The organism is Halomonas daqiaonensis (assembly GCF_900109725.1).
GTDB lineage: Bacteria > Pseudomonadota > Gammaproteobacteria > Pseudomonadales > Halomonadaceae > Halomonas > Halomonas daqiaonensis.
Genome location: NZ_FOBC01000008.1, coordinates 15,244 through 29,672, shown reverse-complemented (window position 1 = coordinate 29,672; position 14,429 = coordinate 15,244). Strand labels below are relative to the sequence as shown.

18 protein-coding genes and 1 pseudogene are annotated in these 14,429 nt (G+C 66.5%); 10 read left to right on the top strand and 9 right to left on the bottom strand.

All coding sequences use genetic code 11. The annotated features are described in order from the left end of the window. Nucleotides 1-52 precede the first annotated feature (52 nt). Nucleotides 53-1,231: a murein hydrolase activator EnvC family protein gene (locus BMY30_RS08055; protein WP_139195493.1), complete on the bottom strand. Its 1,179-nt coding sequence runs from the start codon at nt 1,229-1,231 to the stop codon at nt 53-55. 21 nt (nt 1,232-1,252) lie between these two features. Then, complete coding sequence (gene gpmI, locus BMY30_RS08050) at nt 1,253-2,827, bottom strand: 2,3-bisphosphoglycerate-independent phosphoglycerate mutase (protein WP_089712380.1); 1,575 nt, start codon at nt 2,825-2,827, stop codon at nt 1,253-1,255. A gap of 217 nt (nt 2,828-3,044) precedes the next feature. Between gpmI and BMY30_RS08045 the strand changes: the two genes are divergently transcribed. The 8 genes from BMY30_RS08045 (at nt 3,045) to ruvX (ending at nt 8,802) form a co-directional block, all read left to right on the top strand. After that, nucleotides 3,045-3,467: a rhodanese-like domain-containing protein gene (locus BMY30_RS08045; RefSeq protein ID WP_089712378.1), complete on the top strand. Its 423-nt coding sequence runs from the start codon at nt 3,045-3,047 to the stop codon at nt 3,465-3,467. Between the two features lie 65 nt (nt 3,468-3,532). Further along, complete coding sequence (gene secB / locus BMY30_RS08040; RefSeq protein ID WP_089712376.1) at nt 3,533-4,057, top strand: protein-export chaperone SecB; 525 nt, start codon at nt 3,533-3,535, stop codon at nt 4,055-4,057. A 19-nt stretch (nt 4,058-4,076) separates the two neighbouring features. After that, a complete protein-coding gene (locus BMY30_RS08035) occupies nt 4,077-4,817 on the top strand; it encodes a 16S rRNA (uracil(1498)-N(3))-methyltransferase (RefSeq protein ID WP_089712374.1) in 741 nt (246 codons plus the stop codon). A 43-nt stretch (nt 4,818-4,860) separates the two neighbouring features. After that, a complete protein-coding gene (locus tag BMY30_RS08030; protein WP_089712373.1) occupies nt 4,861-5,580 on the top strand; it encodes a CvfB family protein in 720 nt (239 codons plus the stop codon). Nucleotides 5,581-5,831: 251 nt separating this feature from the next. Then, complete coding sequence (gshB, locus tag BMY30_RS08025; RefSeq protein WP_089712371.1) at nt 5,832-6,797, top strand: glutathione synthase; 966 nt, start codon at nt 5,832-5,834, stop codon at nt 6,795-6,797. A gap of 19 nt (nt 6,798-6,816) precedes the next feature. Then, nucleotides 6,817-7,740, top strand: coding sequence for an energy transducer TonB (locus BMY30_RS08020; RefSeq protein WP_139195492.1), 924 nt, complete (start codon nt 6,817-6,819; stop codon nt 7,738-7,740). 17 nt (nt 7,741-7,757) lie between these two features. Next, nucleotides 7,758-8,330 carry a YqgE/AlgH family protein gene (locus tag BMY30_RS08015; protein WP_089712366.1) on the top strand — a complete coding sequence of 191 codons (573 nt, stop codon included), beginning with the start codon at nt 7,758-7,760 and terminating at the stop codon, nt 8,328-8,330. A gap of 28 nt (nt 8,331-8,358) precedes the next feature. Beyond that, nucleotides 8,359-8,802 carry a Holliday junction resolvase RuvX gene (ruvX, locus tag BMY30_RS08010; RefSeq protein ID WP_089712363.1) on the top strand — a complete coding sequence of 148 codons (444 nt, stop codon included), beginning with the start codon at nt 8,359-8,361 and terminating at the stop codon, nt 8,800-8,802. Nucleotides 8,803-8,827: 25 nt separating this feature from the next. On the opposite strand, the gene BMY30_RS08005 is transcribed toward ruvX, so the two are convergent. Next, nucleotides 8,828-9,475, bottom strand: coding sequence for a hypothetical protein (locus BMY30_RS08005; protein WP_089712362.1), 648 nt, complete (start codon nt 9,473-9,475; stop codon nt 8,828-8,830). 93 nt (nt 9,476-9,568) lie between these two features. After that, nucleotides 9,569-10,597: an aspartate carbamoyltransferase gene (gene pyrB / locus BMY30_RS08000; RefSeq protein ID WP_089712360.1), complete on the bottom strand. Its 1,029-nt coding sequence runs from the start codon at nt 10,595-10,597 to the stop codon at nt 9,569-9,571. 181 nt (nt 10,598-10,778) lie between these two features. Between pyrB and BMY30_RS17835 the strand changes: the two genes are divergently transcribed. After that, entirely contained in the window at nt 10,779-10,949 is a 171-nt protein-coding gene (locus BMY30_RS17835) for a hypothetical protein (protein WP_170840097.1), read from the top strand. A 151-nt stretch (nt 10,950-11,100) separates the two neighbouring features. Here the strand turns inward: BMY30_RS17835 and BMY30_RS07995 are convergent, their stop codons facing one another. From BMY30_RS07995 to BMY30_RS07985, 3 genes and pseudogenes are all read right to left on the bottom strand, one after another. Beyond that, nucleotides 11,101-11,559, bottom strand: coding sequence for an MFS transporter (locus BMY30_RS07995; RefSeq protein ID WP_244516157.1), 459 nt, complete (start codon nt 11,557-11,559; stop codon nt 11,101-11,103). A 119-nt stretch (nt 11,560-11,678) separates the two neighbouring features. Then, complete coding sequence (maiA, locus tag BMY30_RS07990; protein WP_089712358.1) at nt 11,679-12,323, bottom strand: maleylacetoacetate isomerase; 645 nt, start codon at nt 12,321-12,323, stop codon at nt 11,679-11,681. 10 nt (nt 12,324-12,333) lie between these two features. After that, nucleotides 12,334-12,594 (bottom strand): annotated as a pseudogene (locus BMY30_RS07985) (fumarylacetoacetate hydrolase family protein); the annotation flags it as partial. Here BMY30_RS07985 and BMY30_RS07980 point away from each other — a divergent pair. Next, nucleotides 12,560-13,018, top strand: coding sequence for a MarR family winged helix-turn-helix transcriptional regulator (locus tag BMY30_RS07980; RefSeq protein ID WP_425283428.1), 459 nt, complete (start codon nt 12,560-12,562; stop codon nt 13,016-13,018). The pseudogene BMY30_RS07985 and the gene BMY30_RS07980 overlap by 35 nt on opposite strands. A gap of 13 nt (nt 13,019-13,031) precedes the next feature. On the opposite strand, the gene BMY30_RS07975 is transcribed toward BMY30_RS07980, so the two are convergent. Both BMY30_RS07975 and bhcR read right to left on the bottom strand, forming a co-directional pair. Then, nucleotides 13,032-13,541, bottom strand: coding sequence for an Lcl C-terminal domain-containing protein (locus BMY30_RS07975; RefSeq protein ID WP_089712356.1), 510 nt, complete (start codon nt 13,539-13,541; stop codon nt 13,032-13,034). Then, the gene (gene bhcR / locus BMY30_RS07970; protein ID WP_089712354.1) at nt 13,538-14,383 is read right to left on the bottom strand and encodes an HTH-type transcriptional regulator BhcR; all 846 of its coding nucleotides are present in this window, start codon (nt 14,381-14,383) and stop codon (nt 13,538-13,540) included. The genes BMY30_RS07975 and bhcR overlap by 4 nt, the downstream gene beginning before the upstream one ends. Between the last annotated feature and the right edge of the window lie 46 nt (nt 14,384-14,429).

Genomic DNA, 14,429 nt, shown 5'->3' with positions numbered 1-14,429 from the left:
GTGGTGGCCGCCCAGCATAGCCCGTGGCTGGGCGTCTATGGAATAGCCGGCCTCACGGCTGGCGGGCGATCCAGCGCCGAGGGTCGATGGGGTCACCGCCTCGACGTACCTCGAAGTAGAGCCCAGGCCGCTGCTGGCCGCCGCTGTCGCCCACTGTACCCAGGGGGTCACCGCGGGAGACGGCCGTGCCCACCCCGGCGGTGAAGTGTTGCAGGTGGGCATGCAGGGTCATCATCTGGTCGCCATGATCGACGATCAGCAGGTTACCGAAGCCCCGCATCCAGTCGGCGAACACCACCCGGCCGGCATGCACGGCCTCGACCGGGGTCCCCGCGGCGGCCTGGATCAGCAGGCCGTTGCGATGGACACCCGCGCCCTCTTGGAAGCTAGAGGCGATGCTGCCCTGCACGGGCCAGGGCAGTTCGCCCCGCGTCTGCTCGATGGCCGTGGAGGGGGGGGGCCGATCGAGGCGCGCCAGCTGTTCCTGCACCTCACGCAGGATACGCTCGGCATGGGCACGATCCTGGGCGAGTTTGGCCAGGCGTGCCTGTTCGCTGGCGAAGCGCTCATCCAGCCTGGCCATAAGCGCTGTCCGCTCGGCCATCTGCTCGGCCAGAGTGGCGCTACGCGCGGCAAGCTCCGCGGCCACAGACTCGAGGCGTTCGACGCGTTGTTCCAGTGCCCGGCGATTTTCCGCCAGTTCGGTATCGAGCCTTGCAAGTTCGTCGAGGCGCTCGTTGCGCGCTCGGGCCAGACGGTTGAGATAGTGTTGCAGACGGTCGAGCCGTGCCGGGTCGTCCTGGTTGAGCAGCAGCTTGAGCTGGGGAGCGCGGCCGAGGCGGTAGAGGGCATCGAGCTGGGCCTTCAGGGCCTCGATCTGCGCTGTCCGTTCGGCGGCCAGCTGCTCGCGGCGCGTCTCGAGGGTTGCGATCTCGTCGTCGAGGGCGAGTCGCTCGGCCTGCAGGGCATCGAGCTGGCGGTGGGTCTCGGCGAGGGCGGTCTCCACCTCGCGCAAGGCCTCGCTGGCCTCGTCACGGGCCTCCCGGGTGGTGGAGAGCTGTTCGGAGACCTCCCGGAGCGCTTCGCCGAGGGCATCAAGGCGTTGTTGTGCCTCGCGTTCGGAGGGCTGGGCGGCCAGCGGGGGAGCCGCCAAGCCCATCACCAGAGTCAGGCCCAGTAGCAGGGTGGGCCCCGGTCGCCATGTGCCGAGCGTCGCGACGCCTCTCGTCATTGCCTGGCCTCCGTGCCTGACTCATTCGCGCTCGATCAGCACCCGGCCGGACATCTCCTCGGGGATCGGCTGGTCCATCATCGTCAGCAGGGTCGGAGCGATGTCGCACAGGCTGCCATCGTCCGCAAGCCGCGCCGGACTCTCGCCGACATAGATCAGCGGCACCGCGAAGGTGGTGTGGGCAGTCTGGGGCTCGCCGGTCTCGGGGTTGATCATCTGCTCGGCGTTGCCGTGGTCGGCGGTGACCAGGCAGGCACCGCCGGCGCGCTGGATCGCCTCCACTACCCGGCCGACGCAGGCGTCCACTGCCTCGATGGCCTGAACGGCGGCATCGAAGTCGCCGGTGTGACCGACCATGTCGCCGTTGGCGTAGTTGCATACGATCAGATCGAACCGTCCGGCATCGATCGCCTCCACCAGGCGGTCGGTGACTTCCGCAGCGCTCATCTCGGGCTTCTCGTCGTAGGTCTTGACCTCCTGGGGAGAGGGAACCAGCACTCGGGTCTCGCCGCGGTACTCGTCCTCGCGGCCGCCGGAAAAGAAGAAGGTGACGTGGGCATACTTCTCGGTCTCGGCGATGCGCAGCTGGGTGAGACCACGCTGCTCCATCACCTCGCCCAGGGTGTTGACGAGCTCCGCCGGCGGGAAGGCCGCCGGGGCCGGAATGTCGGCGGCATACTGAGTCAGCATCACCAGACCGTCCGCGGCTAGCCGCGGTCGCATGCGGCGCTCGAAGCCACGGAAGCCATCCTCGACGAAGGCGCGGGTCAGCTCGCGAGCACGGTCGGCGCGGAAGTTCATGAAGATGGCGGCATCACCGTCGGCCATGGCCACCGGCGCGCCGCCCGGGCGGATGCTGGTGGCGGTGACGAACTCGTCGGTTTCGTCACGCTCGTAGGCTTTGCGTAGCCCTTCCTCGGCGCCGATCGCCTCGAACTCGCCTTCGCCCTCGGTGATCAGGCGGTAGGCCTTCTCGACGCGATCCCAGCGGTTGTCGCGGTCCATGGCGAAGTAGCGGCCGATGATCGAGGCCACAAAGCCGTTCTCGGGACCCACCAGCTCAGCGAGGCGCGCGTTGGTGCGCTCCAGCGACCCCATGGCGCTCTTGGGCGGCATGTCGCGGCCGTCGAGGAAGGCGTGGACGTAGATCCGCCGTGCCCCGCGGCGAGCGGCCAGCTCGGCCATCGCCAGGAAGTGATCCTCGTGGCTGTGGACGCCGCCCGGAGAGAGCAGGCCCAGCAGGTGCACCGCCTTGTCGTCAGCCACGGCGGCATCGATCGGCTTGGTGAGGGGCTCGAGGGTGTCCAGGTCGCCGTCCTCGACGGCCTTGGTGATGCGCGTGAAGTCCTGGTACACGACGCGCCCTGCCCCGAGGTTCATGTGACCGACCTCGGAGTTGCCCATCTGACCGTCCGGCAGGCCCACGTGGCGGCCGTCGGTATGGATCAGGGTGTGCGGCTGCTCCTGCCAGAGGCGATCCATCACCGGGGTGCGGGCAGCGAGTACGGCATTGTCCCTAGCGTCTTCGTTGTAGCCATAGCCGTCGAGGATGATCAACGCCACCGGTCGCGGGGTGGGGATGCGGGTCTCGGTCATGGGGAGGGCCTCTTTGTCCTTGTCAGCCCCGGCAAGCGCACGGGTGGTCACCGGGGTCGCCACTTGTATCTGCTTGCGGCATCATATCGCAGGGCACCGCTGGACGTCATTTGAGCGGCCCACGGGCCTCGGCCTGCCGTGGCTTCGTGTATACTGGGCGCCGCCGCATTGCCCGGCCCCTTTCACCGTGCACCCGAGACAAGAGTTAGCCGAACCCATGATCGATCAGCTGTTCGAATTCGTGCAGAATCACCCGCTGCTGGTGGGGGCATTCCTGCTGGTATTGACCGCCTGGATCGCCTACGAGGTCCGCAACAGCAGTAGCGGAGGCGTGACCTCCGGCGAGGCGACCCAGCTGATCAATCGCGAGGACGCCGTGGTGGTGGATCTCCGCGATGCCGGCGATTTCAAGGCGGGCCACATCGTCGGCGCGCGCAACATTCCCCAGAGCAAGCTCGATGAGCGCATGCGTGAACTCGATAAGCTCAAGAGCAAGCCGATCATCGTGGCCTGCAAGCATGGCCAGAGCGCCGGTGCCGCCCAGGCGAAGCTGATCAAGGCAGGCTTCGAGCGGGTGCTCAAGCTCAAGGGTGGTATGGCACAGTGGCAGGCCGATGGCCTGCCGGTCGTCAAGAAATAGCACCCAGCAAGCGGCAACCGCATTATCGGTACCTATTTTATTCATCGAATCAAAGGACCTTTCCCATGGCGGAAGAGAACAACCAGAGCGCCGGTGCCAACGGCCAGGCGGCTGGTGAGCAGGACAAGCCCCAGCTGCAGTTCGCGCTGCAGCGTATCTACGTCAAGGACATCTCCTTCGAGGCGCCCAATTCGCCATCGGTGTTCCAGCATCCGTTCAAGCCCAAGGTCGGCTTGAACCTGGACACTACCAGCCGCCAGGTCGGCGAGGGCCTTCACGAGGTGGTCGTCAAGGTCACCGCCCAGGTCACTCACAGCGAGGAAGGCACCACCTCCTTCCTGGCCGAGGTCGAGCAGGCCGGTCTGTTCCGCATCGGCGGCATCGAGGGGCAGCAGCTCGAACATACCCTGGGCGCCTTCTGTCCCAATATGCTGTTCCCCTATGCCCGCGAGTGCATCGACAATCTGGTCAATCGTGGCGGTTTCCCGCCGCTGATGCTGGCGCCGGTCAACTTCGAGGCGATCTACGCTCAGAGGAAGAAGCGCGAGTCCGAACAGGCCCAGCAGCCGGGCGAGCAGACGACCCAGTAGGCATGATCGGTCCGTGTCAATGAACGACCTGCGAGTGAAGGCCCCGCGCATCCATGTCGCCGCCGACTTTACCGTCGGCGGCGATGTCGTTCTGCCCGAGGGGCCGGCTCGCCACGTGGCTCGGGTACTGCGCCTCGTCGAGGGGGCACCGCTGCGGCTCTTCGACGGCGCCGGCCAGGAGGCCAGGGCGGTGATCGCCGAGGCATCGCGCAAGCGGGTGGTGGCGCGCATCGAGGCCCTGGTCCCCGGCACCGGCGAGTCGCCGCTCGCGGTGCACCTGGGACAGGCGATCTCCAAGGGCGACCGCATGGATTACGCTATCCAGAAGGCGGTCGAACTCGGCGTGGCGGCGATCACCCCGCTCTATACCGAGCATGGCGACGTGCGTCTCAAGGGCGAACGCGAGGCGAAGAAGCTCGCCCACTGGCAGGCCGTGGCGGCCAGCGCCTGCGAGCAATGCGGCCGCGCGACACTGCCGCCGGTGCACCCCCCGGCCGGCCTGGCCGACTGGCTGACGGGTCGCGATGAGGCGCTGCGCCTGGTGTTGCACCCCGGCAGTGCCACGGTTCTTGCGGAGGGCGAGGCACCCGCGACTGCCGCGCTGCTGATCGGCCCGGAGGGCGGGCTGTCCGCGGGCGAGGTCGAAGCCGCCCTGACCGGTGGCTTTGCTCCCCTGTCCCTCGGTCCACGGATCCTGCGCACCGAGACCGCGCCGGTGGTGGCGCTATCGCTGCTGCAGTCCCGTTTCGGGGATCTGTGAGCACTCACTCGACACCTTGAGCTCTTCCTCATCGGAGGTCCCCATGACTGATTCCCGAGACCGTCGCCCACCGCCGTCCCCTGGGTCTCGCCCTGCTGGCGCGCGGAGCTCTCGTGCGCCCCGGGCATCAATCGGAGACGTGGCCTATCTCGAGGTGGTGACCGTCAACGACACCGGAGCCTTCCTCGACTGGGGCCACCCCCGAGACCTGCTGCTGCCCTTTGGCGAGCAGCGCTTCCGTCCCAGTGTGGGCAAACGTGTGCTGGTAATCATCTACGCGGACCAGCAGGGCCGGCCGGTGGCCTCCCAAAAGCTCGAGCGCTTTATCGCCGATGAGGCTTCGGGCCTGGCCGCGGGCGACGAGGTGTCGCTGGTGATCGCCGACCAGACCGACCTGGGTGTCAAGGCGGTGGTGAACCACCGTTTCTGGGGCTTGCTCTACCGCGACGACGCGAATCGGCCCTTGCGCCGCGGCCAGCGTGTTTCCGGCTACGTGAAGCGCTTGCGAGATGACGGCCGGCTGGATCTTTCGCTGCTGCCGCCGGGGGCTGCCCGCCTGGATTTGGTGGGCGAGCAGGTGCTCAAGGCCCTGCGCGAGAGCGGCGGTTACCTGCCGCTGGGGGATAAGAGCGACGCCGCGGAGATCAAGGCGCGGCTGGGGGTCAGCAAGAACGCCTTCAAGCAGGCCATCGGCCGCCTCTACAAGCGCCAACTGATCACTCTGGAGCCCGACGGAATACGCATGGTGCCGAGTAAAAAGTAGTCTCTGGCTGCCGACCTTTGGCGGTAACGTTCGGGGCTGAACTGGCGACAGGCCTTCGAGGAGGCGCTGTGAACCCTTCCATGGGCGCTACCGACGCCATCCCTGGCGTAGGACCTCCACTCCGGCCTGTCCCCAGCGCCCCTCGCTAGGGAGCATCCGCGATTAGCGAGGCCGCTTAGACCTGATTTGGTGAGCCCACCAGCCCTGCGGCATACTGACGGCATTCACTTCCTGGATCGGAAACCCGACGCATGAGCGAACGCGCGCTGAAGATCGGCGTGGTGATGGATCCCATCGCCGATCTCACCTACAAGAAGGACACCAGCCTGGCCATGCTGTGGGCCGCCAGGGATCGTGGCTGGTCGCTCCACTACCTGGAGCAGGAGGACCTCTTCCTGCGAGAAGGGCGCGCCTACGGCCGGATGCGCGCGCTCGAGGTGCATCGCGACCCCGGCCACTGGTATGACCTGGGAGAGCCCGAGGTAGCGCCGCTGGCCGAGCTCGATGTGATCCTGATGCGCAAGGACCCGCCGGTCGACGGCTACTTCCTCAACGCCGTCTACCTGCTGGGCTTCGCCGAGCGCGAGGGCGTGCTGGTGGTCAACCCGACTCAGGCGCTGGTGGAGTGCAACGAGAAGCTCTTCGCTCAGCAGTTTCCCCAGTGCTGCACGCCGACCCTGGTCTCCTGCAACGAGGCCGTGCTGCGCGCCTTCCACGCCGAGCACGGCGACGTTATCTTCAAGCCGCTGGACGGCATGGGCGGCAACGGCATCTTCCATGTGCGCCCCGAGGGTCGCAACCTCGGCGCCATCATCGAGATGCTGAGCGAGCGTGGCCGGCGCCAGATCATGGCTCAGCGCTACATCCCCGAGATATCGAAGGGCGATACCCGCATCCTGCTGGTGGACGGTGAGCCGGTCCCCTTCGGCCTGGCCCGCGTGCCCATGGCGGGCGAGACCCGCGGCAACCTGGCCGCAGGCGGCACGGGCACCAGCCGCGAGCTCACCGCCCGCGACCACTGGCTGATCGAGCAGGTCCAGCCGATGATCCGCGAGAAGGGATTGATGTTCGTCGGCCTCGACGTGATCGGCGACTTCATCACCGAGATCAACGTCACGAGCCCCACCTGTGTGCGCGAGATCGACGACCAGCGCGGTACCGATATCGGCGGCCTGCTGATGGATGCCATCCAGCGTCGTCTCGGTGAGCGGCGCTGATTCGGGAGGCCAGCGGTCCATGTCCAGCCCCATCAGCGACCCCATTCAGTATGCCCCGGTCACCCGGTCTTATCGGCACTGGCTGGCCTGGTCGCTGGCGCTGCTGCTGCATCTGGTGATCATCGGGGTGGTGGCGAGCCGCCAGTTCGCGCCGGCGCCGGTCGAGCACTCCAGCATCGACGTGGTGCTGGTGAGCCGGCCGTCGCCGGATTCCGTGGAGGCTGATGCCATCGCCGAGGCCGACCAGCGCGCCGCTGGCACCACCCAGGATCAGGCTCCGGCAGAGGCCCGGGCCGCGCCCATGGATGAGCTGCCCGAGTTTCAGGCGGCCGAGCCCGAGGTGGACCCGGCCGCCCCGGCCGAACCGGAGAGTGCCTCTCGTCCCGACCCCGAGCCCTTGAGCGAGACGCCCGAGCCTCCGGCTGCCGAGCGACCCCGCGAGATTCAGGCGACCGTCGAGCCCCGCGACAGTGCCCCCCAGCCGGCCGAGACCTCGGCCCCGCCGACCGCCACGGCCCCTTCTGCCTCGGGGCGCGACCTGCTCGCCCAGGCCACCTCGAGCATCCGCGAGCAGGGCCTTGCCTCGGATTTCGCCGGCGAGCAGCCGGGCGAGGGGCGCCAGGCCGCCCAGCAGGCCGCCGAGGCTCGCTACATCGATGACTGGACCCGCCGGGTCGAGAATTACGGTAACAGGGTGCATCCTGCGCCGCGTCAACTGGCGGGACAGCTGCGTATTCGGGTGGTGATCGGCCGCGACGGTCAGGTTCGCCGGGCAGAGGTGATACAATCCTCGGGACACGCCGAACTCGACCAGGCGGCCCTGGACACGGTGCACGGTGCTGCGCCCTATCGGCCCTTCGATCAGGGCATGGGCAATCTGGACAGCCTGTCCATCACCCGGGTCTGGCGGTTCGGCCAAGGCAATCATTACGGCGTGCAATAGGTTCGCCGGGGAGTCTCATGCAATCCGTGCAACACTTCGGCTTGAAAAACCACTTCCTGCTGGCGATGCCGCACCTGGAAGACCCCAATTTCGCCGGCAGCCTCAGCTATCTCTGTGACCATGACGAGAACGGCACCATGGGCGTGATCGTCAACCGGCCCCTGGAGCTGACCCTGGACGCCCTCTTCGAACAGCTCGAGCTGGGCGGCGACGAGAGCCCGCATCGCGATGCCCCGGTCTACTATGGCGGCCCGAGCCACAAGGATCGCGGCTTTATCCTGCATCGCGGGTCCAGCGATGCCTGGGATTCCAGCATCCAGGTGGCCGACGACATCGCCCTGACCACTTCCATGGATATCCTTCAGGCGCTGGCGGATGGCAAGGGGCCCGAGCAATTCCTGATCTGTCTGGGCTGCGCCGGCTGGGATTCCGGCCAGCTGGAGGCCGAGCTCAAGGAGAATACCTGGCTCACGGTCGAGGGGCGTGCCGATATCCTCTTCACGGTGCCGTCCGAGCAACGCCTCGGCGCCGCCGCGGGAATCCTGGGCATCGACCTTAACCTGATGACCCGCGAGGCGGGCCACTCCTGATGGGGAGCGTGATGACGGAGCCGGACTGATGGCCAATGCCGGTTCGCGGCTGATCCTGGCCTTCGACTTCGGCACCCGGCGTATCGGTGTGGCGGTGGGTAACGAGCTGCTCGCCAGTGCCCGGGAGCTCGAGCCGCTGTCGGCCCGGGACGGCATTCCCGACTGGGCACAGGTGGCGCGGCGAGTGGACGAGTGGCGCCCGGATCTTTTCGTGGTGGGGTTGCCGCTCAACATGGACGGCAGCGAATCGGTCATGAGCACCCGAGCGCGCAAGTTCGGCAAGCGGCTCTATGGGCGCTACGGCATCCCCTGCGAGATGGTCGACGAGCGTGGCTCCACCCGCGAGGCCAAGTCGATCGCCCGGGAGACCGGCCACCGCGGCAACTATCGCGACCAGGGGGTCGACGGCATCGCCGCGGTACTGATCCTGGAGGGCTGGTTCGCCCGGTGCGAGGGCCTGCCGTCGCGCTGACGCCGCCGATGTCCCGTCTAAGAGATCAGGCCGGGTGGGTGCCGTCGTTGGTGTATTTGCTGGCGAAGTCGCCCACCGAGATGCAGGTGAATTTCTCGATGAAGAACGCCAGAGTTGCCGGGCAGTTGAAGCGCTCTTCGAAGGCCTCCACGTTTCCTTCCCGCTCGCGCTCGACACTGGCCAGGTAGGCGTCACCGTCCTTGCGGACCCTGACGGTCGCCTGGCTGTCCTGGGCCTGCTTCTCGACCATCAACTCCTGCTGGTCCTCTAGCAACTCCCCCAGCACCTTGCCTCCCTCGAGTTCCTCGGGCGAGGCCCAGAGAGGCTGGTCACGGTCACCGTAGCGATACAGGAAGATCATCGGCAGCACCGAGAAGATGGCGGTCGTCAGGGTCCAGGTCATCGCCGCACCGGAGAGGTCCGCCGTGAACACCGCGATCAGCTGAACGACGATGCCCAGCGCCAGCAGACCCGCTAGGGGGCGCCACATCCGCGGATTCATGAATCCTCTGCCCAGGAAATACCCCCACAGCCCGATTACCACCATCGCTCCCACGCCCAGCTGTATCATGGCGAGCAGCGAGCCTCCGCCCATCAGCAGGGCGATGGCGCCGATCAGGATCAACAGGGTGTAGAAGCCACACAGCAAGAGATAAGCACGTTCCAGATTCATCGGCGTTATGCCTCCAGGTCTGGTCGCCATGCGCGGCGACGCGAGTTGTTGTTCCCCACCATCATAGGCGATCGGTCGTCACTTGTAGGCTGTTCAGAAGGTGGCGTCATCAACGCCCAGGCGCTCTGGGACGAACCAGGGCACGTCGCGCAGGTCCTTGTCGATAAGTGCCTCGACCCCGAGCAGGGTGGCGAAGATCGCCATGCGTACCGGGATACCGTTATCGGTCTGACGGAAGATCGCCAGGCGCGGGTCGCCATTGAGGTCCACATCCAGATCGTTGGCCTCGGGGCGGCTGTCGCGGGGCAGCGGGTGCATGACGATGGTGGAAGGATTGCAGCGGCTGTCCATGAAGGCGCGATCCACGGTGAAGTCCCGGGAGAGGTTGAAGCCCTCGCTCATCTCGGCGGTGAAGCGCTCCTTCTGGATGCGGGTGGTATAGACCACGTCGACGTCGGAGAAGTCTCCGGCCAGGTTCTCGCGGACTTCCACCCTGAGCCCCTGGCGGCTGACCCGCTCGATGAGGTGGCTCGGCATCTCGAGGCCGGGCGGCGCCACCAGGGTGACGCGCAGCGGGGCGTAGCGAGACAGCAGCTTGATCAGGGAGTGCACGGTGCGGCCGTACTTGAGGTCGCCGGTCATCAGCACATGGGCGTCCCTGAGTGCCTTGCCCTGGAGGGCGAACTCCTTGTCGATGGTGTAGAAGTCCAGCAGCGCCTGGCTGGGATGCTCACCGGGGCCGTCTCCGGCGTTGATCACCGGTACATTCGTCGCTGCGGCGAACTCTGCCACCGAGCCCTGGTCTGGATGGCGCATGACGATGGCATCGCAGTAGCCGCTCATGACCCGGCTGGTGTCGTAAAGTGATTCGCCCTTGGCCATGGAGGAGAAAGTGAAGCCGGTGGTGTCGCAGACGCTACCGCCGAGCCGGCAGAAGGCGGCATGGAAGCTGACTCGGGTGCGGGTGCTGGCCTCGAAGAAGAGGTTGCCGAGCACGGCCCCTTCCAGCACCCGGGTGATCTTACGCCGCTGGGCGATGGGCTCCATCAGCGTGGCGACACGCATCAGATGGTCGATGTCGTCGCGGGACAGGGAGTCGATGGAGAGCAGGTGGGAACTCATCACAGGCCTCGGCTGGTGGCGGGGGGACGGGCGCTAGTGTACTCCGCCGCGTTACCACCTTCACGGCAGAATCAGCTTCCTATTTTAAATGAAACTATTCTCATCAGCTCAAGGTAGTCCGGCCCCCACTGGTTGATATTGGTGCCAACAACCTATGCCGACATCCCGTTGACCCTGGCCGATGATCAATCGATGCCTGGGCGATGACGACTTCCTGCTCGACCACCTCGGCCCGGGCTTTAATCTGCTGCACTTCAGCGAGAAAAGCGAGGTCGAAACGGCCCTGCAGCAGAGACTCGCGGCATTTCAGGACCAGGGTATCAGTCTCACCCTGGTGCACCTGCCCGAGTAACAGGAAAGTCCCTTTCTTGCCCAACTGGCGCTGGCGCTGGCCCACCGCGTGCCAGAGGTCGAGCGGCAGGTACTGCTTCCAGGCTTGGGTCATGGTGATCTTCCTATGGTGTCATCAATGGCCGGCCGTGGGTTCTCGCCTCCGCGGCGAATCAGGGCCAGGAAGGCTCAGAGCAAGATGAGTCCCGCCAGGGCGATCGCCTGTAGGAGGGCACCCGGCCGGCCTTTATCGGGTCGTAGATATCGCGCACCGCGGCGCAGCCGAGCACCGGGCCGGCGGCACCGCCGAAGGCCTGCAGGAAGCGGCCGGCGAGCAACCACTCGACATCCGGGGCGAAGGCACACAGCAGGCTGGCGGCCAGGAACAGGCTGAAGCCGGCGATCATTACCGGCTTTCGCCCGAAGCGGTCGGATACTGGCTCGCAGAACAGCTGGGCCAGGGCAAAGCCCGCCATATAGAGGCTCAGGGTCAACTGGACCTGGTCGGGGCCGGTATTCAGTGCCTCGGCCATGGTTGGCATGGCCGGCAGGTACATGTCGGTGGCCAGAGGCCCCAGCGCGGTAAGCGCCGCCAGCACCGCCACGGTGGCAGGGGATTTCAACTTCAGCACGGCGATCTCCTGAACGAACCTTTCCGGAAGCGACGACAAGCGGGCGAGGCCCCGGTCCAGTTCAGGGCTTCGCCCGCTTTGTTAGCCTGCTCATCATGGTGCAGCCGGCGATGACTTGCTTACCCGGCGTCAGGCTGCTCGCTGGGTGCCGCCTTCTGGAAGGGTTCCAGGGCATTGCAGTTGTCGACAATGCGACGCAGGGTGGGGAAGGCCGAGAGGTTGCACTCGAAGCGCTCGGCGTTGAACACCTGCGGTACCAGGCAGATATCGGCCAGCGTCGGGGTATCGCCATGGCAGAAGTCGCCAGTACCCAGCTCTCGCTTCAGCAGGGTCTCCAGGGCATCGAATCCCTCGATGATCCAGTGCCGGTACCAGGCCAGCTTGGCGTCCTCGTCCACTTCCAGCTCCCGCACCAGGTACTTGAGCACTCGCAGGTTGTTGAGAGGGTGGATCTCGCAGGCCACCAGCTGGGCCAGCGCACGTACTCGCGCTCGCCCCTCGGCATCGGCCGGCAGCAGGGGCGGTTCCGGGTAGCGCTCGTCGAGGTATTCGCAAATCGCCATCGACTGGGATAGCGGCGTGCCCTCGTCGCTCTCGAGCACCGGCACCAGGCCCTGGGGATTGCGGGCGAGGTTGGCTTCGGAGCGCTGCTCTCCCTTGACCAGATTGACCGGGGCCTGGTCATAGGCCAGACCCTTTAAATTCAAGGCGATGCGCACCCGGTAAACAGCGGACGAGCGGTAGTAGCCGTATAGTGTTGTCATTTGGCCTCCCTTACTTGGGCTGGTACTTGACGACCTGCTGGTCGATGGCATCGAAGATGCTCTTGCCTTCTCGGTCGAACATCTCGATGCGCACCCGGTCGCCGAAGCGCATAAACGGCGTCTTGCTGTTGCCGTGCAGAATCTTCTCCACCATACGGATCTAGGCCTGGCAGCTGTAGCCTAAGCCACCGTCGGTCACCGGCTTTCCGGGGCCGCCGTCGGGGTCGGGGTTGGATATGGTGCCTGAGACGATGATGGCACCGGCGCCCAGCTCGTCCGGCGTCACGGCAGGGTCAGCAGGCCATCGACGAAGTCGGTGGGCTCGCTGGAGCGGGTTACTGCTCGGCATAGAGACCATAGGCGCAGCGCAGTGGCGCGTGCTGGCCTGGCTCAGCCATTGCGATGACCTGACCGACAAGAAGGTCTGCGCTTACACCAACATGGATAAGCCGCGAGTCTCCCGGGCGGTACAGGCACTGGTCGAGCGTGGCCTGGTGACCCGGACCCCTTCCGCCCGGGACCAGCGGGTCCATGAGCTGCATCTGACTCGCGACGGAGCAGAGCTGCTTTCGCGCCTGATTCCGGAAGCCCAGGACTGGGAGGCAGAGCTCGTGGCAACCCTGAATGCGGGTGAATACCGTGACCTGCTCAATGCCATGGGTAAACTCGAACGTCAGCTGGAGCGGATCGGCTGAGCGATCATGGTAGTCACGGGGCGCGGCAGTCGTCGGTAGTCGCGGCGTCCTGATCCACCACCAGGCGCACATGGAAGTCGCCGGCCATGTTGCAGCGTGTGCGACCGTTGCCGGTGAAGTCGACGAAGCAGTCCTGCTGGGAGTGGCCGCCCGCGCTGGCCTGATTCCAGTACCAACCTGACGGCGTATCGGGAAAGGCGCTCGCGTCGATGGCGACGGCCGTATCATCGCCCGACGCTTGCATCAGTGAGCGCAGCTCGAAGAAGCGTGGCAGCCGCCAGGGGCACTCGGCGTTGGCAGCTGTCGAGGCGTAGGCTTCGGCCTCGGCCAGGTCGACGCGTGCGGCTTCGCCGTGACAGCGCCCCTTGCGAAAGGTCTGCCCCAGGCTGCAACGCATCCACACCAGCGACTTGGCCTCGTCCACGACCAGGCCATCGGCGGGAAAATGGAAGCGTTCGGTAGCGCTCCCCAGGGCGAGCGGCGTGACGAGTAGCAGCGTTAGCAGGATGAACGCGCGCGTCATGCCTCGGCCACCGACTCGCGGGTGGTGGGAACGCGCCCGCCCAGGCGCGCGGTGATCTCGGCGGCAGTGTCGCGCACAAGCGCACCGAGCTCGGCCAGTCGCTCCTCGGGGATGCGAGCCTTGGGGCCGGAAACCGAGATAGCGGCCAGCGGGATGCCATGCTCGTCGTGGATGCAGGCGGCTACGCAGTGCAGGCCGATGGCATGCTCCTCGCGGTCACAGGCGAACCCCTGTCGGCGGATCTCGGCGAGCCCCTCACGCAGCGCTTCGGGGGTGTGCAGGGTGTTCTCGGTGACGCGCGCCAGGCCCCGCTCGTCGAGGATGCGCTCGAATTCGTCACTCGGCAGCCAGGCCATCAGTGCCTTGCCGATGCCCGAGGCGTGCAGCGGTGCACGGGAGCCGAGTCGGGTGATCATGCGCATCATCTGCGGTGACTCGCTCTGAGCCAGGAAGACGGCCGTTCCATTGTCGCGCACGCCGAGGTTGGCCGTCTCGCCGGTCTGGGCGGTGAGGCGGCGCAGGAAGGGGCGGCTGGTGGCCACGAAGTCGCGGGCCTCGAGGAAGCTGTTGCCGATACGGAAGGTCTTGACGTCGATCTTCCACACGCCGAGCTCGCTGTCCTGGGTGACGAACCCCTGGCTCTGCAGGGCCTGCAGCAGCCGGTGGGTGGTCGAGGGAGCGAGATCCGCCTGCTCGGCGACCTCGGAGAGAGCCAGGCCGCCGGGGCTGGCCGCCAGGCGCTCGAGCAGGTTGAGCCCACGTACCAGCGACTGGCTGTGGCCGCTGGTGTTCTTGCCTGATCCGGCGGGCCGTCCCGCTGTCCTGCGCTTGCCTTCGCTCACCCGGAGTGTCCTCCTGCCGCGTTCTCTTGAGGCCACAGGATACCGT